The sequence below is a fragment of the Ruegeria sp. ABV3_008 genome (assembly GCF_056161185.1).
Genome location: NZ_JBSWYP010000003.1, coordinates 24184 through 45558, shown reverse-complemented (window position 1 = coordinate 45558; position 21375 = coordinate 24184). Strand labels below are relative to the sequence as shown.

Genomic DNA, 21375 nt, shown 5'->3' with positions numbered 1-21375 from the left:
GATGCAGTACTTTTGGGCCGGTCTTGGTTTGCTCTGCGTCGCGCTCGCCATGGTCGGAGTGGTCTTGCCGCTTCTCCCAACCGTTCCCTTTCTGCTGCTGGCGGCGTTTTTCTTTGCCCGCTCATCGTCCCGGCTTCACAATTGGCTTCTAACACATCAGGTGTTTGGTCCGATGATTATCGATTGGCAAAGCTCCGGCGCGATCCGCCCGAGCGCAAAAAAGGCGGCCACCGTGTCGGTCGCCGCCGTATTTGGCATCTCGGTTCTGCTGTCTTTACCGTCCTACGTCCTGATTATTCAGGCCGTGGTTCTGAGCGGCGTCATGATCTTTATCTGGACCCGCCCTAACGGCTGAGCTTAGCGCAAAGATCGTCCAACTGATCCAGGTTTTCATAGGTCAATACAACTTGGCCCGATTCTGTCCCGGCCTTGTGATTGATCGAAACCTTCATCGCCAAGATGGCTGAGAGGTCTTTCTCCAACGCGCGGGTATCTGCATCTTTACCTGCGTTCAGATCCCGAGACCTCGGTGCGGGCCGATCTCCTGTATCCTGCTGTTGCTTTTTCACCAGGGCTTCTGTGGCTCGCACCGAAAGCCCCTCTTTCACGACCTGCTTGGCCAGCTCGGATGGATTCTCGGCTGTGATTAAAGCTCGTGCATGGCCCGCGGACAATTTCCCTTCGATCACAAAGGCTTGCACATCCATCGGTAGAGATAAAAGCCGCAAGAGGTTAGCGATATGGCTGCGACTCTTACCCAAAGCCTCGGCCAGTTTCTCCTGCGTGTGGCCGAAACGATCCATGAGCTGCTTGTAACCAGCCGCTTCTTCGACGGAATTGAGGTCCGCCCGTTGGATATTCTCGATAATCGCGACTTCCAGAACTTCTGTATCATCAAAGTCACGAATAATAACTGGAATATCATGCAGTTGCGCCATTTGCGCAGCGCGCCAACGGCGTTCACCCGCAACGATTTCATACTCTCCAGCACCGATCGACCGCACGATCAATGGTTGGATGATTCCCTTTTCCTTGACCGAGGATGCCAACTCATCCAACTGCTCCGCCTGGAAAGTCCGGCGCGGCTGGTTCGGGTTTGCTTTCAGCTTTTCGATGGGTACCGTCATATCCGGCCGGCGCGGCTCAGCCGGTGAGCGTCCATCGGTTTCCTGCGTAACATCCGCCATAAGGGCCGAAAGACCACGACCAAGACCCCTGGGTTTCGCTTTTTTGGCGCTCATGTCGCCCTCCTCGTTGTCGCTTAAGCGGCGACTTTGTTGTTCTTGTGCATGACTTCGCGGGCCAGATGACGATATGCCATCGCCCCAAGCGAGCCCGAGTCATATTGCAAAACTGGCAACGCGTAAGACGGTGCCTCACTGACCCGCACATTTCTGGGTATCTTGGTCTTAAAAACCATCTCACCCAAATTGTCACGCGCGTCTTTTTCGACCTGACGGGACAAGTTGTTGCGGTTGTCATACATAGTCAACACAATACCTTCGATTCTCAGATCTGGATTCGCCGTTTGGCGAACCTCTCGGATCGTCAGCATCAATTGAGATAAACCCTCCAGAGCAAAGAATTCACTCTGCAATGGAACAAGAACCGAATGCGAGGCAACCATTGCGTTCACGGTCAGCAGGTTCAAGGACGGAGGGCAATCAATCAAAACGAAATCCAGTTCAAACCCGTCTATTGAGGTTTGTCGCAAAGCGTCATGCAATAAGTAGCTGCGTTTTTCGTTTGAAATGAGTTCGATATCCGCCGAACTCAGATCGACAGTGGCCGGAATGACGAAAAGACCACCTATCTCTGTCTCTTGTATGACCGCCTCTAGCGGTGCGTCGTCCAAAATAAGATCATAAGTGGTCCAATCTCGGTCTTCGACACCCAATCCAGTCGACGCGTTGCCCTGCGGATCGAGATCAACAACCAGAACCCGGCAGCCAGCTTCGGCCAAACCCGCAGCCAGATTTATCGCCGTCGTAGTTTTCCCAACTCCGCCCTTCTGATTGGCAACCGCAATTATCCGGGGCCCTGAAGGACGAGAAAGATCAACCACGAGATACTCCTTTGATTTTAAGGATTACGGCTTGGGACTCTGTTAAACTTGTAATCGGCTCAACATCGAATTTCCATTCTTCCAGCGCCTCTGACAGTTCTTTTTTCCAGTTCGCGCCTTTCGGCAACAAAGCAGTGCCGTTCTCGCTTAAATGCCTGTCACAAAAGGACAATAATGTGCGCAGATCTGCCAAAGCACGGGCCGATAGAATATCAGCTTCAAGTGGATCAACGGATTCGATTCGTTTTGAAATGACCTGACACGTCACCCCACATTCACGTGCAACGTTCCTCAGGAATGCTGATTTTCTCTGATCACTTTCGACAAATTGGAAACGGGTGTTTGGCGACTCTTCCAGTGCCATAATCGCACACACCATCCCCGGAAATCCGCCTCCGGCTCCGATATCAACCCATGTGTCTGCGGTGGTTGCACATCGGTATACCTGGACGGAATCCAGAATATGTCGATCCCAGATATCCTCCAGACTGTTTCTTGAAACCAAGTTGATCTTGGGATTCCAGCGTTTCACCAGCTCTACATACGTATCTAGCCGGTCGAATGTTTCACGTGAAACATCAAACTTGGAAAATTCAGGCTTCATGCTTGTTTAACTTTTTGATCACGCCGAAGTTTTGCCAAAACCAAGGTCAAGGCCGCGGGTGTAACACCTTCTACCCTACTGGCCTGAGCAATATTTCCGGGTTTTGCCTGAGACAGCTTTTGCTTCATTTCAGATGAAAGCCCATCCAAAGCAAAATAGTCGAAATCCCTAGGAATCTGATAGGCTTCATCCCTCTTCATAGCTTCTACATCCCGCTGCTGCCGAGCGATATAGTTTGCATATAGCGCATCCCTAGCAATCTGAAGCCGGATATCTGGCGTCACCGTGTCCAGTTCGGGTATCAACGGCAGCAGGTCCTCAAAAGCCACATCCGGAAAAGCCAGAATCGCCATTCCATCACGCCTATTGCCGTCCTGATTAACATTGATGCCAGCTGCCAAAACCTCTTTTGGCGTATAGGTTTTTTCGCTCAAAAACGATTTCGCGTCGCTCAATTGATCCATTTTTTCTGTGAAAGCTTGTCGGCGCCTGCTTCCAACGCAACCCAACTGCAATCCAATAGGCGTCAAACGCTGATCTGCATTATCTGCTCGAAGTGACAATCTGAACTCTGCACGAGAGGTGAACATCCGATACGGTTCTGCAACGCCACGGGTGGTAAGATCATCTATCATGACACCGATGTAACTATCGGCACGGGTGAAATGGATTGGCTCCTTGCCCTGAACAGCCAAAGCCGCATTGAGGCCAGCAACCATACCCTGAGCGGCAGCCTCCTCATATCCTGTGGTTCCGTTGATCTGACCCGCTAGATATAGGCCTGGTATCTCGGGCAAGGCCAAAGTCGCTGATAAGACACGTGGGTCTACATAATCGTACTCGATGGCGTAGCCTGGCTGCAGAATATCAGCATTCTCTAGCCCTTTGATCGAACGAACATATTGTAGCTGCACATCCTGTGGTAAAGACGTCGAAATACCGTTGGGGTAAATCGTATGGTCGTTCACCCCTTCGGGCTCAAGGAAGATCTGATGCGAGTCTTTCTCTGCAAACCGAACGATTTTGTCTTCGATCGACGGGCAGTATCTTGGACCAACCCCATCGATATGTCCGCCATACATTGCTGATTTACTTAGATTCTTTTCAATTATTTCATGTGTCTGAGCGTTCGTATGGGTAATCCCACACGAAATCTGAGGCGCAACAACTGAAGTCGATAGAAACGAGAACAAGGTTGGCTCGTCGTCGCCGTCCTGACGCTCCAACCCTGACCAATCAATTGTGCGCCCATCCAGCCTCGGTGGGGTTCCCGTCTTCAACCGTCCAGTTGGAAGGTCATATGCATCCAAACGTTCCGCCAATCTGACGGAAGGGCGATCTCCCATGCGACCTCCGGGTCGCGAGACATCTCCGATGTGAATGACACCTCGAAGGAACGTGCCGGACGTAAGAATGACAGACTTTGCCGAGATTTCTGATCCGTCGCCCAACCTAACGCCGGCAACTCGATCCTGATTCATCAGAAAGTCTACGACTTCGCCAACAATAACAGACAGGTTTTCTTGCCTATCCGTTTCCTTTTGCATCGCAGCTCGGTAAAGCGCCCTATCCGCTTGCGTCCTTGGACCTTGTACAGCTGGCCCTTTGCGACGGTTCAACAGTCGGAACTGGATCCCTGCCTGGTCTGCAACACGACCCATGACGCCGTCCAGGGCATCTATCTCGCGAACCAAGTGGCCTTTTCCCAGACCTCCGATTGCAGGATTGCAGGACATCACACCGATATCTGCGGCGGATAGCGTGACCAATGCTGTCGAAACGCCCATTCTGGCTGCAGCATGCGCAGCCTCGGTGCCCGCGTGCCCCGCGCCAATGACGACTACATCGAAGTCTGAATGTTTCACGTGAAACACTCCTTATTTTCCCAGGCAGAAACTCGAGAATATTTCATCCAATAGATCCTCGACACCTATTCTGCCCACCAAATTTTCAAGTGCGCGGATCGCAGTGCGCATCTCTTCTGCTGCTATATCATACAGGTCCGGACCCGATTCCAGAACCGACATTGCCGCAGTCAGAGCGTCCAGTGCTTTAGTCAAAGCAATGCGATGGCGTTCTCGTGTCGCAATACCATGACTAGTGGTTCGATCACTCAGTACACGCGATATGTTGGATATCAGCTGATCAATCCCCTGACCCGTTTTCCCGGAAACCCCACCGACTTGGGGACTACGAAGATCCGCTTTCGGTGCCACCTGAATATCATCCGGCTGAATATCTACACCGAGAAGCAACGGTTCGTCAGACAGGAACACACGCAGATCAGCAGCTTCAGCGCGTTTCTTAGCCAATGCGATACCAAGGCTTTCAACGTGGTCGTCCGTATCACGCAGCCCGGCGGTGTCCAGCAGTGTCACCGGAAGTCCTGCCAGATCCATACGAACCTCGATGACGTCCCGCGTTGTCCCCGCATATTCTGATGTAATTGCAGCGTCTCGCCCAGCCAAAGCATTCAGCAAGGTGGACTTACCCGCGTTGGGAAGGCCGACGATTGCAACCTCAAACCCGGTTCGGATGCGTTCCGCGATCTGAACACCGTCCGCCTCGCGCTTCAAGTCAGCCATGACGCCCGAGATCAAGTCGCGCACCTCAGGGGTGACGTCGGTCGGAACCTCTTCATCGGCAAAGTCGATCACGGCCTCGAACAGAGAGGCGGCGCGGATCAGGTCCCGCCGCCATCGCTCGGCTAGGTTTCCCAACTCGCCGGCGAGGATCGTCTGCGCCTGTTTGCGTTGGGCTTCCGTCTCAGCGTCGATCAAATCGGCAAGGCCTTCGACCTGGGCTAAATCCATCTTGCCGTTTTCCAACGCGCGACGGGTGAACTCCCCCGGATCGGCAAGGCGCAAACCGTCCGTTTCCGACAAGCAGCGCATGACAGCATTGACCGAGGCCGTACTTCCGTGAATCTGCAACTCAGCAACATCTTCGCCGGTGAAGCTGGCCGGAGCTTTGAACGTCAAAACTAGCCCATCATCCAGACGAACTCCGTCAGCATCCCTAAGAGTTCGCAGAGACATCCCACGTGCCGGAAGCGCGCCGCCGGTCATCCCCGCCGCCGCTCGATGCGCGTCAGGACCAGAGAGACGGATGACCGCCACCCCTGCTTTGCCTTGCGCGCTGGCCAAGGCGAATATCGTATCCATTCGAAGGCCTCGCGTCTGTTAAGACCTGTGTCAGGTGTTCATCGAATCGAAGAACTCGCCGTTTGTCTTCGTCTGTTTCAACTTGGACAACAGGAACTCGATTGCATCGGTGGTCCCCATCGGGTTGAGGATACGGCGCAGAACGAAGGTCTTGGCCAGATCGCCCTTGTCCACCAGCAGGTCCTCTTTCCGGGTACCAGATTTGAGGATGTCGATGGCCGGGAACACGCGCTTGTCTGCGATCTTGCGATCCAGAACGATTTCCGAGTTACCCGTGCCTTTGAATTCTTCGAAGATCACTTCGTCCATCCGGCTGCCGGTATCGATCAGCGCGGTGGCAATGATGGTCAGCGAGCCACCCTCTTCGATATTCCGCGCCGCACCAAAGAAGCGCTTAGGCCGTTGAAGAGCATTCGCATCCACACCACCGGTCAGAACCTTACCCGAGGATGGGACCACGGTGTTAAACGCCCTACCAAGTCTTGTGATCGAGTCTAGCAGGATAACAACATCTCGTTTATGCTCCACCAGACGCTTAGCCTTTTCGATCACCATCTCGGACACGGCGACGTGGCGCGTTGCAGGTTCGTCAAAGGTCGAAGACACAACCTCACCCTTCACTGAGCGCTGCATGTCCGTTACCTCTTCCGGGCGTTCGTCGATCAGCAGGACGATCAGGTAACACTCCGGGTGGTTCTGTTCGATTGAATGTGCGATATTCTGCAGGATCACCGTCTTACCGGTCCGTGGAGGCGCCACGATCAGCGACCGCTGACCTTTACCGATGGGCGAAACCAGATCGATCACACGGGCCGACTTGTCCTTGATGGTGGGATCCTCGATCTCCATCTTCAGACGTTCATCTGGATAGAGCGGCGTAAGGTTGTCGAACAGGATCTTGTGCTTGGCCTTCTCAGGATCTTCAAAGTTGATCTTGGTGACCTTGGTCAGCGCAAAATACCGCTCGCTATCGTCGGGCGCTTTGATTTCACCTTCGACCGTATCACCTGTACGCAGCGAGTGCTGACGGATCATGTCAGGCGAGACATAGATATCGTCCGGACCCGGCAGATAGTTCGCCTCGGGCGAGCGCAGGAAACCGAAGCCGTCTTGCAGGACCTCAAGAACGCCGTCACCGCCAACAGTCCAGCCTTCATCCGCGCGTTCGCGCAGGATCTGGAACATCATCTCGCCTTTACGCATGGTCGAGGCGTTTTCGATCTCCAGCTCTTCGGCCATCGCCAGAAGGTCTTTGGGGCTTTTGGCTTTCAGATCGGCCAAATTCAGGGATTCATTGGACATGATGCATACCTTCACCGCTGACTGCGGTTCGAAGTGGAATTTCAGTACGGAAAAGACGCCGCCCGGACGGGCGTGTTGACCCCTACATAGTTGCGTCGATCTACGGAGTCAAACAGGGCCTTGCTGGAACGGCCCTCAGAACTTCAGAATGACCGCCAGAACGATGACAACCATCAAAACGGTCGGAACCTCGTTCATCATGCGATACTGCCGCCCAGTGAGCTTATTTCGCCCCTCAGCGAAATCTCTGCGGCGGGACAACAGCCAATGATGAAACCAGGTCATCCCAATAACGGCTGCGCCTTTAAGCCAGGGCCATGCAAAGTCCCAGCCGACAATACCGGGCGTGAACACCATGATCAGACCACATACCCAGGCTACGATCATCGCAGGGCGCATGATCACGCGGAGCAGCTTCTCTTCCATTTCAAAGAAGATGGTTTCCGCCCCGTTAACTGCTTGCGCCTTTTCTACGTGATAGACGAACAGACGCGGAAGGTAGAACAATCCTGCCATCCACGAAATCACGGCCATGATATGAAGGGACTTCACCCACGGGTAAATCGTGAAAAGAAGATCAGTCATCTTGGCTCCGGGTGCTTCTCGGAACTCTCCCTAATAAAAAAATAAGAAAGAAGAAAGGAAGATGGTTTTGTAGGGTGGGTAAAATCCGTGGATTACTTTTTTACCCTTTGGTTTTCCCCAAGTGGACAGTTTCGCACGAGATATGAGTGATTCTGTGAATTTCAAAAATAATCAAATTAAAACATATATTTAGATCTAAATTCCGAGGATGTATCTGGGGATAACACCTTGAATAGATCCAGATTTCCCGGTTATCCGCTGTTTCGAAGTTATCCTTACCCCGGCTGGATGATGCTTGAGCGACTCAGGGAAGTTTTTCGCGAAATTCCCGGGCTTGCGTGTCAATCTGAAAACCATACAAAGCGTCCAAGACCGCTCAACGATTTGCCCACGGGGTTGTCCACATGTCTGTCCCCATCGTCCTGGCCTCAGGATCCTCCATTCGCGCGCAGTTGCTGGAAAATGCAGGCGTGCCTTTCTCTGTTCAGATCGCGCGCGTGGACGAGGATAGCATAAAGCATGCCTTGTTGGCCGAAGGCGCCTCACCGCGTGATATTGCCGATGCGCTGGCGGAAATGAAGGCGCGCAAGGTGAGCGATAAGATACCCGGAGCAATAGTGTTGGGCTGCGATCAGGTTTTGGATTTCGACGGGCAGTTGCTGTCAAAGCCTGAGACAGCTGAAGACGCCTTTGCCCAGTTGAAGATGATGCGGGGCAAGCGGCACATGTTGCTGTCAGCGGCGGTGATTTATCAGGATGGTGAGCCGATCTGGCGTCATGTCGGCCAGGTGCGCTTGCGGATGCGGATGAGCTCGGACGCGTACCTTCGCGACTATGTCGATCGCAATTGGGACAGCATCCGCCACGCGGTGGGCGCATATAAGCTTGAGGAAGAAGGCGTGCGACTTTTTGCGACCATTGACGGTGACTACTTTAACGTTTTGGGTATGCCCCTGTTGGAGCTGCTCAACTATCTGGCTGTCAAAGGGGTGATTGATCAATGACGGACCACAAGATTCCTCTGGCCGGAGTGATCGGGCACCCGGTGGGCCATTCCCGCTCGCCCAAATTGCATAGGCATTGGTTGAAGACCTACGGGCTAGAGGGGCACTACGTCCCCATGGATGTCGCCCCGGCTGATCTGGAGACCGTCCTGCGCACCCTGCCGAAGGCCGGTTTTGTGGGAACAAACGTGACGGTGCCGCATAAAGAGGCTGCCTTGCGTATCGCTGACCATGTCTCGGACCGGGCGACCGTGATCGGGGCCGCGAATACGTTGGTTTTCCGCGAGGATGGCTCGATCCATGCCGATAACACCGACGGGTATGGGTTCATGGAGAACCTGCGCGCGGGCGCACCGGATTGGAATGCCAAAGATGGCCCCGCCGTGGTTTTTGGCGCGGGCGGAGCGGCGCGCGCCGTGTTGCAGGCGCTGGCGGATGCGGGTGTGCCCGAGATTCTGCTGACCAACCGCACCCGCGCCCGTGCCGATCATCTGAAAGAAGAATTTGGGCAGCGCATCACCGTTGTGGATTGGGTGCAGGCCGGCAACGTGATCGAAAACGCCGAGCTTGTGGTCAACACGACGTCTCTGGGCATGCAGGGTCAGCCTGAGCTGCGGGTGCCATTGGATGGATTGCAGCCGGGCGCCGTGGTGACCGATCTGGTCTACGCGCCGCTCAAGACCAACCTGTTGAAAACGGCGGAAGAGGCCGGATGCACCGTGGTCGATGGGCTGGGCATGTTGCTGCATCAGGCAGTTCCGGGCTTTGAACGTTGGTTCGGCGTGCGCCCGGAGGTCAATGACGATTTGCGCGCAGCCGTTCTGGCATGAGGTTTGCGCTTGGCCTGACAGGCTCAATCGGGATGGGCAAAAGCACCACGGCGCAGATGTTCGTCGATGAAGGCTGCGCGCTTTGGGATGCAGATGCAGCGGTACATCGTCTCTATTCTAAAGACGGAGCGGCAGTTGGGCCGATGGGTGAGGGTTTTCCGTCGGCTATCGTAGAGGGCGCGGTCAGCCGCGAGGCACTGAAACGGATTATTTCCGAAGACAGTTCTGCTTTGAAAAGGATCGAGGGGATCGTTCACCCTCTGGTTGCCGCAGATCGCGCGGCATTCCGCGAAAGTGCCGCGGCCGATATTCTGGTGTTCGACATCCCCCTTCTGTTCGAAACGGGCGGTGAGGCCGCGATGGATGCGGTCGCCTGCGTTCGGGTATCGCCTGACGAACAAAAACGCCGGGTGATGGAACGCGGCACGATGTCCGAGGCTCAGTTCGAACAAATCCGCGCCAAGCAGATGCCGAATGACGAGAAATGCGCGCGCTCTGACTATGTGATTGAAACCAACACTCTGGACCATGCCCGCGCGCAGGTGCAGGATGTGGTCAGGCAGATACGGGCGGGGATGGCAGATGCGTGAGATTGTACTCGATACCGAAACCACGGGCTTTGATCCTGAAAGCGGTGATCGGATTGTCGAGATCGGCGCGGTTGAGCTGTGGAACCATGTGGCGACGGGCGAGACCTATCATGTCTATATCAACCCCGAACGCGGCATGCCGGAAGAGGCATTTGGCGTACATGGCATCGGCCCCGACCTGCTGGAAACCCCGCGCCCGCCCGAAAAGGGTGAGGTGACGCTGAAAGACAAACCGGTTTTTGCCAAAGTGGGTCAAGGGTTTCGCGATTTTGTTGGCGACGCGAAACTGGTGATCCACAACGCCTCTTTCGACATGAAGTTCCTGAACGCCGAGCTGAAATGGATGGGCCTGCCGCCGATTCCGATGGATCAGGCGCTCGATACGCTCGCCATTGCGCGCAAACGGTTTCCGGGCTCTCCGGCGTCGTTGGATGCGCTGTGTCGGCGGTTCAATATCGACAACTCGAACCGAGTGCTGCACGGCGCGCTTTTGGACTCGGAGATCCTGGCCGAGGTCTATCTTGAGCTGATCGGCGGACGCCAACCGGATTTCGGCCTGTCCACCTCAGCCGCGTCCGGCGTGGGTGGGGCAGATGACTGGCGTCCGACACCGCGCGCAACACCGCTGCCATCCCGGATCACCGAGGATGAACGCGCAGCGCATGAGGCATTTATCGAGAAACTGGGCGAAAGCGCCCTGTGGACCCGCGCCTGATCCTGTCAGGCACGGGGCTCGAGGGATTTAGGCGTCGGTCTGCTCGGCCTGTTCCGCCTGAGCGGCCTGACGGCGCATCAGCTCATTGCGGTAAAGCGCTACAAAATCAATGTTGTCCAGGTTCACCGGCGGATAGCCACCGTCACGGGTGACGTCGCTGACGATACGGCGCAGGAACGGGAACAGCATGCGCGGGCATTCGATCATCAGGAACGGGTGCAGCTGATCTTCTGGCACGCCTTCCACGTGGAACAGCCCGCAATAATCCAGCTCGCACAGGAACAGAACATCGTCCATGCCCTTGGCTTTCGAGGTCAGCTTCAGCTTGATCGAAACTTCATACTGATGCTCGACCTGACGCTTTTTCGCGTCCAGGTTCACCTGAACCTGAATCTCGGGCTGTACGTCACCGGACACGCCTTTTTGCGCCATGACGTTTTCAAAGGACATATCACGAATGAACTGTCCCAGAACGCGCATCTGAACCTGAGGGGCGGCTTGAGCCGCAGTGTTTTCTGCAGCGTTTTCTTCGGCCATGGATCTACTCCAAAAATGAAATTCGACACTGCTTAGCAAGTTGCGCGCGGCACCTCAATGCTGGTGGGGACCTTCCACCCATTTTGACGGTTTCGAGGGGTCCTTGCGTGGGCGAACCTCGGTAAACTCGCCGTCAATCACGTCGCCCTGATCATAGGGTCCGCGTGGTTGTTGGAAGCCCGCGCCCGGCCCCATCTGGAACTGGGTCACGGTCACCTTGGTTTTCAGATAGCGGAAAACGGCGATCCGCACGCTGGGGATTAACAGTGCAAACCCAACGGCATCGGTGAAAAAGCCGGGTGTCAGCAACAGCGCGCCGGACAAAAGGATCATTGCGCCATGGGCCAAAGGCTCGGTCGGATCGTCCAGAGTGGCGAAGGATTGCTGCAATTGCCCCAGCGCCATGCGACCTTGTGTCCGTACCAATGTGGTGCCCAGAACCGCCGTCAGAACCACGATGGCAAGGGTTGGCCACAGGCCGATTAGACCGCCAACCTGGATGAACAGGGCTATCTCAAGGATCGGAACCAATAAAAATGCCAAGAACAGGTACATTTGCGTTATCCTTTACCTATGGCCGAACTGTGGACTTGCCACCAACTGTCACCTACATAGTGGCAGGAGGCCGCGTACACAAAGTCTCGGTTCTGAAAAGAGGATGAAATGAACGAACCCATGATCCAGCTGCTGGTACTGGCCGGAATTGCCGTTTTCCTGATCCTGCGTTTGAAAAGCGTGCTGGGAACGCGTGAAGGTTTCGAAAAACCCCCTGTTCCGCATCAGCCCGATGCGGGTGCGTCCCGTCGTGATTTCGAGGTGATCGAAGGTGGTCCGGATCATGACATCACTGACCACGTTCCCGAAGACAGCGAGCAAGCGCAGACCTTGGCTGCGATGAAGCGGGTCGAGCCCAGCTTCTCGGTCAGTGAATTTGTTCAGGGTGCCCGTGGCGCTTATGAAATGATCGTGATGGGTTTTGAGAAGGGCAATTTGGACGAAATCCAGCCCTTCCTGGCCGAAGACGTTTTCGAAACCTTCGTCTCGGTTGTATCCGCGCGCGAAGATCAAGGCCTGACGATCGAGGCCGAGTTCATCGGCGTGCGCGAAACCACCCTGACCGATGTGTCCTTTGACAAGGATACGAATGAGGCAGAAATCACCATGAAATTCATTGGTGAGCTGACCTCGGTCGTGCGGGATCGTGGTGGTGACATCATCGAAGGCAACCCGAATACCGTGAAACGCCAAAAGGACAGCTGGACCTTTGCCCGCGTGATGGGCAAGGACGATCCAAACTGGCTGCTTGTTGCCACGGACGCATGATTGCCACGCTCCGGTCGCTTTTTCTGGTGGGTGCGATGACCACTGCCAGCGCCGCCGGAGCCGAGGCGACGCGATCCGTCCTTTCGTTTGACGACCTGCAGGGCTGGGCCGAGGATGACCACGGCGCGGCCCTTTCCGTTTTTCTGAACACTTGCGGTGATCTGAACGACCCGGATTGGCGTGCGCTTTGTGGTGTCGCCCGGACCTATGAAGGGGATGCCGCCCGGTCCTTCTTTGAACTCTTCTTTCGGCCTGTTTTGGTCGAAGACGGCAAGGATGGGCTGTTCACCGGGTATTTTGAGCCAGAGCTTGATGGCTCCAGAACCCGGACGGATCGGTTCAAGTACCCGATCTACAAGATGCCACCCGAGGCGCGGGATGGGCCGTGGCTCAGCCGGCGCGAGATCCTGACCAGCGACGTGATGCAGGGCCGCGGGCTTGAGATCGCGTGGGTCGATGACCCGGTTGAGCTGTTCTTTCTGCAAATTCAGGGCTCTGGCCGGGTGCGCCTGCCCGATGGCGGTGCCTTGCGCGTGGGATATGGTGGCGCGAACGGTCAGCCCTACCGTTCAATCGGGGTTGAGCTGGTCCGGCGTGGCGCTTTGGGTGCCCACGCGGTCAGCGCGCAGATGATCCAGGCCTGGGTACGCAAGAACCCCGAAGCTGGGGCTGAGCTCTTGTTTCACAATCCCTCATACGTGTTCTTCCGCGAGGTCAGCCGCGTGGCGCCGGAACTGGGGCCTTTGGGTGCCATGAACCGGTCGATCACCACCATGCGCAGCATCGCGGCCGATCCTGCCTATACGCCGCTCGGTGCTCCGGTCTGGGTTGAGAAAGACGGCAAGAAGCCCTTGCGCCGCCTGATGATCGCGCAGGATACCGGTGCGGCGATCAAGGGCGCACAGCGGGCCGATATCTTCTTTGGAACGGGCGATGATGCAGGGCAAGCTGCCGGTCGGTTGAAAGACCCCGGTCGCATGGTCGTGCTACTGCCGATCCAGCGTGCCTATGCCATGGCGACGGATGACTACTAATGACCCGGCGCAAACTGACCAGCGATGAGATCGAGCTGTGGCGCAAGGTCGCCAAACAGGCTGAGCGGCTGCACCCCGAGATCCCTCAAACCGTGCATCCGACAACTCTGCCCAAACCCACGCCCAAGAAACTGCCAAAACCCCGGATTGAAGCGTTTGAGCTGGGGCAGCACCAACCTTCCAAGCCGTCTGCCAATCGCTTGAAGCCGTCGATCACCGAGACGCTGCGCGCCGCCCCGGTTCAGATGGATACCAAGGCCTTTGGCCGCATGAAGCGTGGCAAGCTCAAACCCGAGGGGAAGCTGGACCTGCATGGGATGCGCATAGACACCGCTCATCCGGCGCTTGTGCGCTTTGTGCTTACGGCGCAAGCGCAGGGCAAACGCCTGGTTCTGGTAATCACGGGCAAGGGGAAAGACCGCGACGAGCCAGGGCCGATCCCGACCCCGCGCGGTGTGTTGCGCAATCAGGTGCCGCATTGGCTATCGATCCCGCCTCTGGCGCAGGCGGTGATGCAGGTGACACCTGCGCATATCAGTCACGGCGGGGATGGTGCCTACTACGTTTATCTCAGACGTGTACGCTAGGCTTCGCCCACCGACCGAAATAGTTAGAGACCCTCTGGCAAACCCTTGAATCCTACTGAGTAGCGACCTGCGCCTGTCCGGTCTCAGACAGAACAACCTCGGTCGCACCCGAGGGGTTGCGTTGACTGTTGGGGATCAAATAGTCGATGCCCCGGCGTCGGTTTCCAAGGGTGTTTCCAACACGCCGCGCCGAACTGAGCAGCGACAGCAAGGCGGGTGAGGTTGCAGCAACGAAATGCGAGGACTCGGCATCGCTGTTGAACGCGGTCGCGTCGATCACCTCGATCGGATACTCGGCCAACGCCTCGATGGTGCTGATATTGCCCAGCCGTTCACTCCCCGGTGTACCGCGAATCCGGGCCGAGATATTCAGGATTTTGTCCTTTTGCGATACCATCACGACAAAGGGATCAGGCGGAGTTTTGATGCTGTCCATTTGCGAGCGAAACACGTCAATATCCAGATCGGGTGAGATCAGGAATACGCCATCAAGGTTGCGCCGCGACCAGCCGGGCGAGCGTAGCTCTGCCTGACGCATCATCTCCATCGAAAGGGCGCCGCCCATGGAGTGGGCGACCAGCACAACCCGTTTCACGCCGATGGATTTCAGGTCCCGGATTGTCTTCTCCAACCCGTCGCGGGCAAACAGCATGCTGTCCAGATCATAGGCATACCCTGCCCCGCGCGCCTGACTGGGCCAGGAGTAAATCAGGACCGATCCGGGAATGTCCAGATCATGCGCCAACTGCGCCGCGCGAAACGCGGTCTCGGTATGGGTCGAGTTATACCCGTGCACGAAGATCGACACATCATCCTCTCCGCGCAGTTGGTTTGCCAACTCACGCGGGCCGGATAGGTCCGTTGTGTTGGCCAAAACAAACTGCTTCTCCGGATTGGGGTTTGCGTAAGAAAACTCCAACGTGCCTGGCGTGTGGTTTGGCGGGATTGAGACCGTCATTTTGTGGTACTGAACCCGCTCGCCCCGGTCGGCGTTAAACGTTCCGTCGGGGTTCCGCCCCCGGGTTGTGGCCGCGTAGACGGTTTCTGCGGATCCCACATTCAACGCGGATGGCACTGTCACCTGCGCAGTTCTGTCGACGCAAGCGCTCAGTGTAGCAACAGCAAGAAAGGCAATACTCAAACGCAACACGGCTCAACCCTCAAAGAAACAGAGTTTGAGTCACGGTTACCAGTTTCTGGTGCAAGGTCCAGCCGGAACGAAAATTCGCCGCCAAATCGGCGGCGAAATACAGCTGGATTTGTTACAATACGTAACGGCTGAGGTCGGTTGATTTCGTCAACTCACCCAGATTGTCATCCACGAATTGCGCGTTCACCGTGATCTCGGTCCCAGCCTGATCAGGCGCGGTGAACGAGAGTTCTTCGAACACACGCTCCATCACCGTGTAAAGCCGCCGCGCGCCGATGTTTTCTACGGTTTGGTTCACATCCGCAGCGATTTTGGCCAGCGCCGCGATGCCGTCATCGGTGAAACTGACGGTGACCTCTTCGGTACCCATAAGGGCGGTGTATTGGAGGGTCAGCGCGTTGTCCGTCTCGGTCAGGATGCGCACGAAATCTTCTTCTGTCAGCGCGCGCAGCTCCACTCGGATCGGCAGACGGCCCTGAAGCTCGGGCAGCAGGTCCGAAGGTTTGGCAATGTGGAACGCACCCGAGGCGATGAACAGGATATGGTCGGTTTTCACCGGGCCATGTTTGGTGGACACTGTCGTGCCCTCGATCAGAGGCAGCAGATCGCGCTGGACCCCTTCGCGGCTGACATCGCCACCGCGCGCTTCCGCGCGCGCGCAGACTTTATCGATCTCGTCCAGAAACACGATGCCGTTCTGTTCGACCGACTCCAGCGCCACGCGGTTGACGGTTTCATCATCCAGCAGCTTGTCGGCCTCTTCCCCGATCAGTAGGTCATAGCTTTCGGCCACGGTTACTTTCTTTTTCACCGTGCGGCCGCCGAAGGCCTTGCCGAAGATATCGCCCAGATTCATCATGCCCATCTGGCTGCCGGGCTGGCCGGGTACGTCAAACATCGGCATCGGGTTTGAGGTGTCAGATAGCTCCAGCTCGATCTCTGTGTCGTCCAGCTCACCCGATTTCAGCTTCTTGCGGAACATTTCACGGGTCGCTTCGCGTGCATCGGTGCCAGCGATGGCTTCGATCACGCGATCCTCGGCGGCCTGATGGGCGCGAGCCTTCACATCCTCACGCATGTATTCGCGGGTCTGGATGATCGCTGCGTCGGCCAGATCGCGCACGATCTGTTCCACGTCACGACCGACATATCCGACTTCGGTGAACTTGGTGGCCTCGACCTTGATGAAGGGTGCACGTGCCAGTTTGGCCAGACGGCGGCTAATCTCGGTTTTACCGACGCCGGTGGGCCCGATCATCAGGATGTTCTTGGGGTAGACCTCATCGCGGATATCATCCGCCAACTGCTTGCGCCGCCAGCGATTGCGCAAGGCCACGGCCACGGCGCGCTTGGCGTCTTTTTGCCCGATGATGAAGCGGTCCAGTTCCGAGACAATCTCGCGCGGGGTCAGGTCGGTCATATGTGTTTTATCCGTCTGTTTCGAAGCGGAACCTAATCATACGTCGCGAAAACACAAGCCGATCACGAAAACATCACGACAACTCACAGAAGACACACGGATATTCGTAGTGATGTGAATCGCCATGCGAGGGTCGCGTGCGGCATAAAAAATGGCGACGGGCACACAGGCCCGCATCTATCTTATGGAGATACCGCATCATGATGACTCGTCGTTCTCTTTTTGTGAAAGCTGCTGCCACCGGCGCGGCCCTTACCTTGGCTAGCACCACCAGTGCTGTGGCCGGTGGAGCCAAAAAGAAAGGCACGTTCGAGGGCCGTTCGAACCACATCACCACCGGTTCGGTAAAACTGGTCAAGGATGGCGACCGCTACATCGTTGAACTGGGCGAGGACTTTTCGCTGGACAACGGCCCCGACCCGCGCGTCGCATTTGGGAAAGACGGCACTTACGCCCCTGACAGCAAACTCGGCGCGCTGCTGCACCTTGCAGGTAAGCAATCCTATGCAGTCCCGCCGACCATGGATGTGTCGGGATACAACGAAGTATACATCTGGTGCGAGGTCGCCGGAGTACCTTTGGGCGTAGCATCGCTGAAGTAATCACGCCGTCAGAGGTCGGGTTCTCCGGCCTCTGACACATCGTTAGGTAACGGCACAACTGTCTGCTACACTCGCCCCAAGTTATTGGAACCGGGGGCGTTTTTCATGACTAAGATTGCCAAGATCACCCTGCTGTTTGTGGTGTTTGTGGACCTGATCGGACAAGGGCTGGTCTTTCCGATCATCAACTCTCTGATCATGGAGACGAAATCCGGGTTCCTGCCCGAAGGCACACCCGACGGACGTCGCCATTTCTACTATGGGTTGGTGATTGGGTGTTTCTTCCTGTCGTGGTTTCTGGGGGTTGTTTACGTATCGAAGGTCTCGGATTCCATCGGGCGCAAGAACGCGCTTCTGGTCTGTCTGGGCGGAGCGTTGGCGGGATATGCCATTACCATCGCCTCGCTCTACCTCGATAGTCTGCTGTTGCTGATCCTGGGTCGGTCGATCACTGGCTTTACGGCGGGCAATCAGCCCATCGCGCAGGCGGCGATGATCGATGGCAGTACCGATGCTGCCGACCGCGACCGCAATATGGGGTATATCGTAACCGGCGTCAGCTTTGGCCTTGTCGGAGGGCCGATCATCGGCGCCGTCCTGTCGGACTCTGACCTACTGGGCAGCTTTGCCACGCTTAGAACACCCTTCTACGGTGCCTTCGTTCTGGTGCTGATCGCCATTTTCCTCGTGCTGGCCTTCTTCAAGGACACCCGCAGCGAACGCGCGCCCTTTGTCTTTCGTCCGCGCGACATCACCGACAGCCTGATCGCGGTGCGGGGTCACCCGATGGTTCTGAAAATCCTGCCGGTCTACTCGTTCTTCATGATCGCCAACGTCACCTTCTATGTGTTTGTCGACAATTTCCTGACCAGCCGGTTCGGCTATGGCGTAATCGGAGGCAGTATGGCCATGGTCGTCATCGGCTTTGCGCTGGCCTTTTCTAGCACCTTCCTTGTGAAACCCGCGCAAGAGAGGTTCAGCAAGCACAAGATTATCTATGTCTCACTGATCACGATGGTGATCTGCGGGCTTGCGTTCGCCTTCAGCCCCAGCGGCGCGCTGAGTTACATTCCGGTCTTCTTCTTTTACTTCTTTTTCGGTGTTTCATACCCGACCCTTCTGGGCCTGTTTTCATCCAGCGTCAGCGAGGCGGACCAGGGTTGGGTCATGGGTGTGACCACCGCAGTCTTTTGCCTTGCCGGAGGGATCATGTCCCTGATCGGCGGCGGGTTGATGAGCATCGACATCCGCGTGCCCTACTACATCGTGATCATCGCCGCGATCTTCGGCCTGATCGGGATGCACCGCCGTTGGAAAGGGAAAGAGATCAAAGCGCTGTTAGCCTAACTGCTGACCGGCGGTTAAGCGAAAGCTAAGAAGGCCGCTAGTCTTGATCCTCCTCGATCTCCTCTTCGTCCAGTTTGCGTTGACTCTCGGGGAGCGGCGCTCTTTCTATGAGCGCCCATCCTTCTTTCTTTGATTTCTTCAAAACGGTGCCTCGAGCGCCCAGCTCAATCAAAAGCGATCGTGTTTCATCTTCGGTGCAGCCAATCGTCCTGCTGAGCCGTTCCAAAGATTTGAATTTGTACTTTGAGTCCTTCAACATGGATTTCAGGAGCTTTTTTCTAGGCTCTTTCCATTCCTTGTTGTGCTTTCGGCTCCGGTATTCGTCGAGGACAATAGGACCAACAATGCCGCCAATCAGACCGCCGAATATGGCTGCGAGAACCGCGCTCATGACGCAATCGTCTCAACCGTCAGGTTGCCGTTGGTATAGACGCAGATGTCGGCAGCAATCGCCATTGCCTCGCGTGCAACCGTTTCGGCGGGCTTGTCGCTGTCCATCATCGCGCGCGCTGCGGCGAGGGCAAAGTTGCCGCCCGATCCGATGGCTGCCACGTTGTGTTCCGGTTCCAGCACGTCCCCTGCCCCGGTGATCACCAGCAGGTCCTTACCGTCGGTGACGATCAGCATCGCTTCGAGCTTTTGCAGGTATTTGTCAGTGCGCCAATCCTTGGCCAGCTCGACCGAGGCGCGTGCCAGTTGGCCGGGGGTGGCCTCAAGCTTGGCTTCCAGCCGCTCGAGCAGAGTGAACGCATCCGCCGTCGATCCAGCAAAACCTGCCACAACCTCGAACCCGCCGGGTGACAGGCGGCGGACCTTGCGGGCCGTGCCCTTGATCACGGTCTGGCCCAGGCTGACCTGTCCGTCGCCGGCAATCACCACCTGGCCGTCTTTCTTGACGCCAATGATCGTTGTGCCATGCCAACCGGGAAAATCGCTGTCTGCCATTAGGGCCTCCATTCATCACTGGGACCCTATATGGGCCGGAGCCAGCGCCAACGCAACTGTTCACAAACTGCCCAAAAGATATGCAAGAAACGCAGATCGGGTCTACCAGACTGGCAATTGTGAGACTCAGGCCCCTGCACTACATGAAGCTTACAACCGACATTGGGTCGGCTGTTTCAGTTTGAAGGACTGCGCAAATGGCAAATACTGCACAAAACACTGCGCCGCTCGGAGCAGCTACCATCCTGCACGTAGTGGACGCGTTCACTGTGGCTTTCGAAAAAGCGGTTGAGTGGAACGAAACTCGTAAGACACGCAAGGCGTTGTCGCAACTGAGCGACGCTCAGCTGGAAGATATCGGTCTGACCCGCAAAGACATCATCACCATCTGATCCGTTTCAGATCAGCCGTAGTAAAGATGAGCCGCTCGTCCGAGCGGCTTTTTCTTTTTCAGACTAGCCTGTATTTTCCCGACATATCCAACAGGTAGGCCTCAACCGCTGCGGTTGCGATGACGTGGCGGGTGCCTGCATCGCCATCCTCGACGTCCAGCCCGCCCAACACGGCCCGCACCTCGGCCCTGCCCCGTGGCAAATCCTGCGCGACCAGATCGCAATCCACGGCCTCGGGCTGTTGCACCCCAATTGTCACCACGACGCGCATCTCTTTGTGGTCCACGCCTAAGCGCGAAAACAGAGTGATCGAGGAATGATGCAGCGCGTCCTGCACTGCCCGCCGTGCGGCCTTGGTGTAGTCCTGACCATAGAGGTCGTTGCCGGTGCCCATCTCAAGAATGATACGTTTCTCACTCATTGCGCGGGCTCCATGTCGAAAGAGACGATGATGGCGGCGTTTGCAATCACCGTGTGGCCATCGGCATGCGGTTTGTCGATGTCCAGCCCACCTCGGGTGACCGTGATGTACGGTTGACCATAAGGGAACACGACCTTCAGCGCCTCACGGTCCACTTTATCGGGTTGCTGCACGCCGATCTCGGCATCAATGATCATAGCCTCTTTGGGAAAATCGAACAGCTCAGCCATATTGACCGAGTTGTGCCACAGCGCATCCTTGATCGCGCGTAAGGCGGCCTCGGTATAATCCTCGCGCCGCAGGGACGTGCCCATACCAAACTCCACAAGAACTCGTGTTTTTGCCATCAAAGCCTCCGGTTATAAAAAAGGCGCCCGGTTCGGGGCGCCTTTGATCAATCGCATTCCAATCCGGATCAGATGGATTCGTCGATCCAGCTTTGCAGCGCGGCTTTAGGTGCCGCGCCCGCGCGGTTCGAGACAACCTGACCGTCCTTGAAGATGAACAGAGCCGGGATGCCGCGCACGCCCATCGCAGCAGCTGCGTTCGGGTTGCTGTCCACGTCTACCTTGGCGATTTTCACCTTGTCGCCATACTCAGCGGCTAGTTCTTCCAGTGCGGGGCCGATCTGTTTGCAAGGACCACACCATTCCGCCCAGAAGTCTACAACCACGGGAACGGTCGAGTTCTTGACTTCGGCATCAAAGGTATCGTCGGTAACGGCTACGGTCGACATATTCTGTCTCCTGAATGGGGTA

At 56.4% G+C, this 21375-nt stretch carries 26 protein-coding genes and 1 pseudogene; 11 read left to right on the top strand and 16 right to left on the bottom strand.

The features are described from left to right. Nucleotide 1 precedes the first annotated feature (1 nt). Nucleotides 2–355 carry a YbaN family protein gene (locus ACXAH8_RS06755; protein WP_475217082.1) on the top strand — a complete coding sequence of 118 codons (354 nt, stop codon included), beginning with the start codon at nucleotides 2–4 and terminating at the stop codon, nucleotides 353–355. Here the strand turns inward: ACXAH8_RS06755 and ACXAH8_RS06750 are convergent. The 7 genes from ACXAH8_RS06750 to ACXAH8_RS06720 form a co-directional block, all read right to left on the bottom strand. Beyond that, nucleotides 345–1241 (bottom strand): ParB/RepB/Spo0J family partition protein, encoded by an 897-nt coding sequence (locus ACXAH8_RS06750; RefSeq protein ID WP_475217079.1) that lies wholly within the window; start codon nucleotides 1239–1241, stop codon nucleotides 345–347. The genes ACXAH8_RS06755 and ACXAH8_RS06750 overlap by 11 nt on opposite strands. Before the next feature lie 20 nt (nucleotides 1242–1261). Beyond that, nucleotides 1262–2065 carry a ParA family protein gene (locus ACXAH8_RS06745; RefSeq protein ID WP_170380205.1) on the bottom strand — a complete coding sequence of 268 codons (804 nt, stop codon included), beginning with the start codon at nucleotides 2063–2065 and terminating at the stop codon, nucleotides 1262–1264. Then, nucleotides 2058–2669: a 16S rRNA (guanine(527)-N(7))-methyltransferase RsmG gene (gene rsmG, locus ACXAH8_RS06740; RefSeq protein ID WP_475217077.1), complete on the bottom strand. Its 612-nt coding sequence runs from the start codon at nucleotides 2667–2669 to the stop codon at nucleotides 2058–2060. Before rsmG ends, ACXAH8_RS06745 begins: the two co-directional genes overlap by 8 nt. Then, a complete protein-coding gene (gene mnmG / locus ACXAH8_RS06735) occupies nucleotides 2666–4534 on the bottom strand; it encodes a tRNA uridine-5-carboxymethylaminomethyl(34) synthesis enzyme MnmG (RefSeq protein WP_475217075.1) in 1869 nt (622 codons plus the stop codon). Before mnmG ends, rsmG begins: the two co-directional genes overlap by 4 nt. A gap of 12 nt (nucleotides 4535–4546) precedes the next feature. Beyond that, nucleotides 4547–5833, bottom strand: coding sequence for a tRNA uridine-5-carboxymethylaminomethyl(34) synthesis GTPase MnmE (gene mnmE / locus ACXAH8_RS06730; RefSeq protein WP_475217073.1), 1287 nt, complete (start codon nucleotides 5831–5833; stop codon nucleotides 4547–4549). A gap of 30 nt (nucleotides 5834–5863) precedes the next feature. Further along, complete coding sequence (rho, locus tag ACXAH8_RS06725; RefSeq protein ID WP_170462843.1) at nucleotides 5864–7135, bottom strand: transcription termination factor Rho; 1272 nt, start codon at nucleotides 7133–7135, stop codon at nucleotides 5864–5866. Nucleotides 7136–7270: 135 nt separating this feature from the next. Further along, complete coding sequence (locus ACXAH8_RS06720) at nucleotides 7271–7720, bottom strand: CopD family protein (RefSeq protein WP_475217068.1); 450 nt, start codon at nucleotides 7718–7720, stop codon at nucleotides 7271–7273. Nucleotides 7721–8124: 404 nt separating this feature from the next. Between ACXAH8_RS06720 and ACXAH8_RS06715 the strand changes: the two genes are divergently transcribed. Genes ACXAH8_RS06715 through dnaQ form a run of 4 tightly spaced genes read left to right on the top strand, consistent with a single transcriptional unit; the run spans nucleotide 8125 to nucleotide 10859 of the window. Next, nucleotides 8125–8724, top strand: a complete 600-nt coding sequence (locus ACXAH8_RS06715) for a Maf family protein (protein ID WP_475217066.1) — start codon at nucleotides 8125–8127, stop codon at nucleotides 8722–8724. Continuing rightward, nucleotides 8721–9554 (top strand): shikimate dehydrogenase, encoded by an 834-nt coding sequence (locus tag ACXAH8_RS06710; protein WP_475217064.1) that lies wholly within the window; start codon nucleotides 8721–8723, stop codon nucleotides 9552–9554. Before ACXAH8_RS06715 ends, ACXAH8_RS06710 begins: the two co-directional genes overlap by 4 nt. Then, nucleotides 9551–10144 (top strand): dephospho-CoA kinase, encoded by a 594-nt coding sequence (gene coaE / locus ACXAH8_RS06705; RefSeq protein WP_425084059.1) that lies wholly within the window; start codon nucleotides 9551–9553, stop codon nucleotides 10142–10144. The genes ACXAH8_RS06710 and coaE overlap by 4 nt, the downstream gene beginning before the upstream one ends. After that, complete coding sequence (gene dnaQ, locus ACXAH8_RS06700; RefSeq protein WP_475217061.1) at nucleotides 10137–10859, top strand: DNA polymerase III subunit epsilon; 723 nt, start codon at nucleotides 10137–10139, stop codon at nucleotides 10857–10859. Before coaE ends, dnaQ begins: the two co-directional genes overlap by 8 nt. Before the next feature lie 27 nt (nucleotides 10860–10886). Here dnaQ and secB read toward each other — a convergent pair whose 3' ends face one another. Together secB and ACXAH8_RS06690 are read right to left on the bottom strand one after the other, a co-directional pair. Then, nucleotides 10887–11396: a protein-export chaperone SecB gene (gene secB / locus ACXAH8_RS06695; RefSeq protein WP_170380195.1), complete on the bottom strand. Its 510-nt coding sequence runs from the start codon at nucleotides 11394–11396 to the stop codon at nucleotides 10887–10889. Nucleotides 11397–11450: 54 nt separating this feature from the next. Continuing rightward, entirely contained in the window at nucleotides 11451–11951 is a 501-nt protein-coding gene (locus tag ACXAH8_RS06690; RefSeq protein WP_475217059.1) for an FxsA family protein, read from the bottom strand. Between the two features lie 108 nt (nucleotides 11952–12059). On the opposite strand from ACXAH8_RS06690, the gene ACXAH8_RS06685 reads away from it, so the two are divergent. Genes ACXAH8_RS06685 through ACXAH8_RS06675 form a run of 3 tightly spaced genes read left to right on the top strand, consistent with a single transcriptional unit; the run spans nucleotide 12060 to nucleotide 14340 of the window. Then, nucleotides 12060–12719, top strand: a complete 660-nt coding sequence (locus tag ACXAH8_RS06685; protein WP_170380193.1) for a Tim44/TimA family putative adaptor protein — start codon at nucleotides 12060–12062, stop codon at nucleotides 12717–12719. Continuing rightward, the gene (mltA, locus tag ACXAH8_RS06680) at nucleotides 12716–13753 is read left to right on the top strand and encodes a murein transglycosylase A (protein WP_475217055.1); all 1038 of its coding nucleotides are present in this window, start codon (nucleotides 12716–12718) and stop codon (nucleotides 13751–13753) included. Before ACXAH8_RS06685 ends, mltA begins: the two co-directional genes overlap by 4 nt. Then, nucleotides 13753–14340 carry a Smr/MutS family protein gene (locus ACXAH8_RS06675; protein ID WP_475217052.1) on the top strand — a complete coding sequence of 196 codons (588 nt, stop codon included), beginning with the start codon at nucleotides 13753–13755 and terminating at the stop codon, nucleotides 14338–14340. Before mltA ends, ACXAH8_RS06675 begins: the two co-directional genes overlap by 1 nt. Before the next feature lie 52 nt (nucleotides 14341–14392). On the opposite strand, the gene ACXAH8_RS06670 is transcribed toward ACXAH8_RS06675, so the two are convergent. Both ACXAH8_RS06670 and hslU read right to left on the bottom strand, forming a co-directional pair. Beyond that, nucleotides 14393–15421, bottom strand: a complete 1029-nt coding sequence (locus ACXAH8_RS06670) for an alpha/beta hydrolase (protein WP_425084054.1) — start codon at nucleotides 15419–15421, stop codon at nucleotides 14393–14395. Between the two features lie 181 nt (nucleotides 15422–15602). Next, a complete protein-coding gene (gene hslU, locus ACXAH8_RS06665) occupies nucleotides 15603–16910 on the bottom strand; it encodes an ATP-dependent protease ATPase subunit HslU (RefSeq protein ID WP_170470659.1) in 1308 nt (435 codons plus the stop codon). A 200-nt stretch (nucleotides 16911–17110) separates the two neighbouring features. Here hslU and ACXAH8_RS06660 point away from each other — a divergent pair, with 200 nt between their 5' ends. Next, nucleotides 17111–17512, top strand: coding sequence for a DM13 domain-containing protein (locus ACXAH8_RS06660; RefSeq protein ID WP_170550866.1), 402 nt, complete (start codon nucleotides 17111–17113; stop codon nucleotides 17510–17512). Between the two features lie 105 nt (nucleotides 17513–17617). Continuing rightward, nucleotides 17618–18859, top strand: coding sequence for an MFS transporter (locus tag ACXAH8_RS06655; RefSeq protein WP_475217048.1), 1242 nt, complete (start codon nucleotides 17618–17620; stop codon nucleotides 18857–18859). Between the two features lie 37 nt (nucleotides 18860–18896). Here the strand turns inward: ACXAH8_RS06655 and ACXAH8_RS06650 are convergent, their stop codons facing one another. Beyond that, nucleotides 18897–19250: a hypothetical protein gene (locus ACXAH8_RS06650; protein ID WP_170640841.1), complete on the bottom strand. Its 354-nt coding sequence runs from the start codon at nucleotides 19248–19250 to the stop codon at nucleotides 18897–18899. Then, complete coding sequence (hslV, locus tag ACXAH8_RS06645; protein WP_170640839.1) at nucleotides 19247–19804, bottom strand: ATP-dependent protease subunit HslV; 558 nt, start codon at nucleotides 19802–19804, stop codon at nucleotides 19247–19249. Before hslV ends, ACXAH8_RS06650 begins: the two co-directional genes overlap by 4 nt. A 197-nt stretch (nucleotides 19805–20001) precedes the next feature. Here hslV and ACXAH8_RS06640 point away from each other — a divergent pair, with 197 nt between their 5' ends. After that, complete coding sequence (locus tag ACXAH8_RS06640) at nucleotides 20002–20196, top strand: DUF1127 domain-containing protein (RefSeq protein WP_170380185.1); 195 nt, start codon at nucleotides 20002–20004, stop codon at nucleotides 20194–20196. A 58-nt stretch (nucleotides 20197–20254) separates the two neighbouring features. Here ACXAH8_RS06640 and ACXAH8_RS06635 read toward each other — a convergent pair whose 3' ends face one another. From ACXAH8_RS06635 to trxA, 3 genes and pseudogenes are all read right to left on the bottom strand, one after another. Then, entirely contained in the window at nucleotides 20255–20617 is a 363-nt protein-coding gene (locus ACXAH8_RS06635) for a Lin0512 family protein (protein ID WP_475217045.1), read from the bottom strand. Further along, entirely contained in the window at nucleotides 20614–20964 is a 351-nt protein-coding gene (locus tag ACXAH8_RS06630) for a Lin0512 family protein (protein WP_475217043.1), read from the bottom strand. The genes ACXAH8_RS06635 and ACXAH8_RS06630 overlap by 4 nt, the downstream gene beginning before the upstream one ends. Nucleotides 20965–21032: 68 nt before the next feature. Then, nucleotides 21033–21374 (bottom strand): annotated as a pseudogene (trxA, locus tag ACXAH8_RS06625) (thioredoxin); the annotation flags it as partial. Nucleotide 21375: the final 1 nt, after the last annotated feature.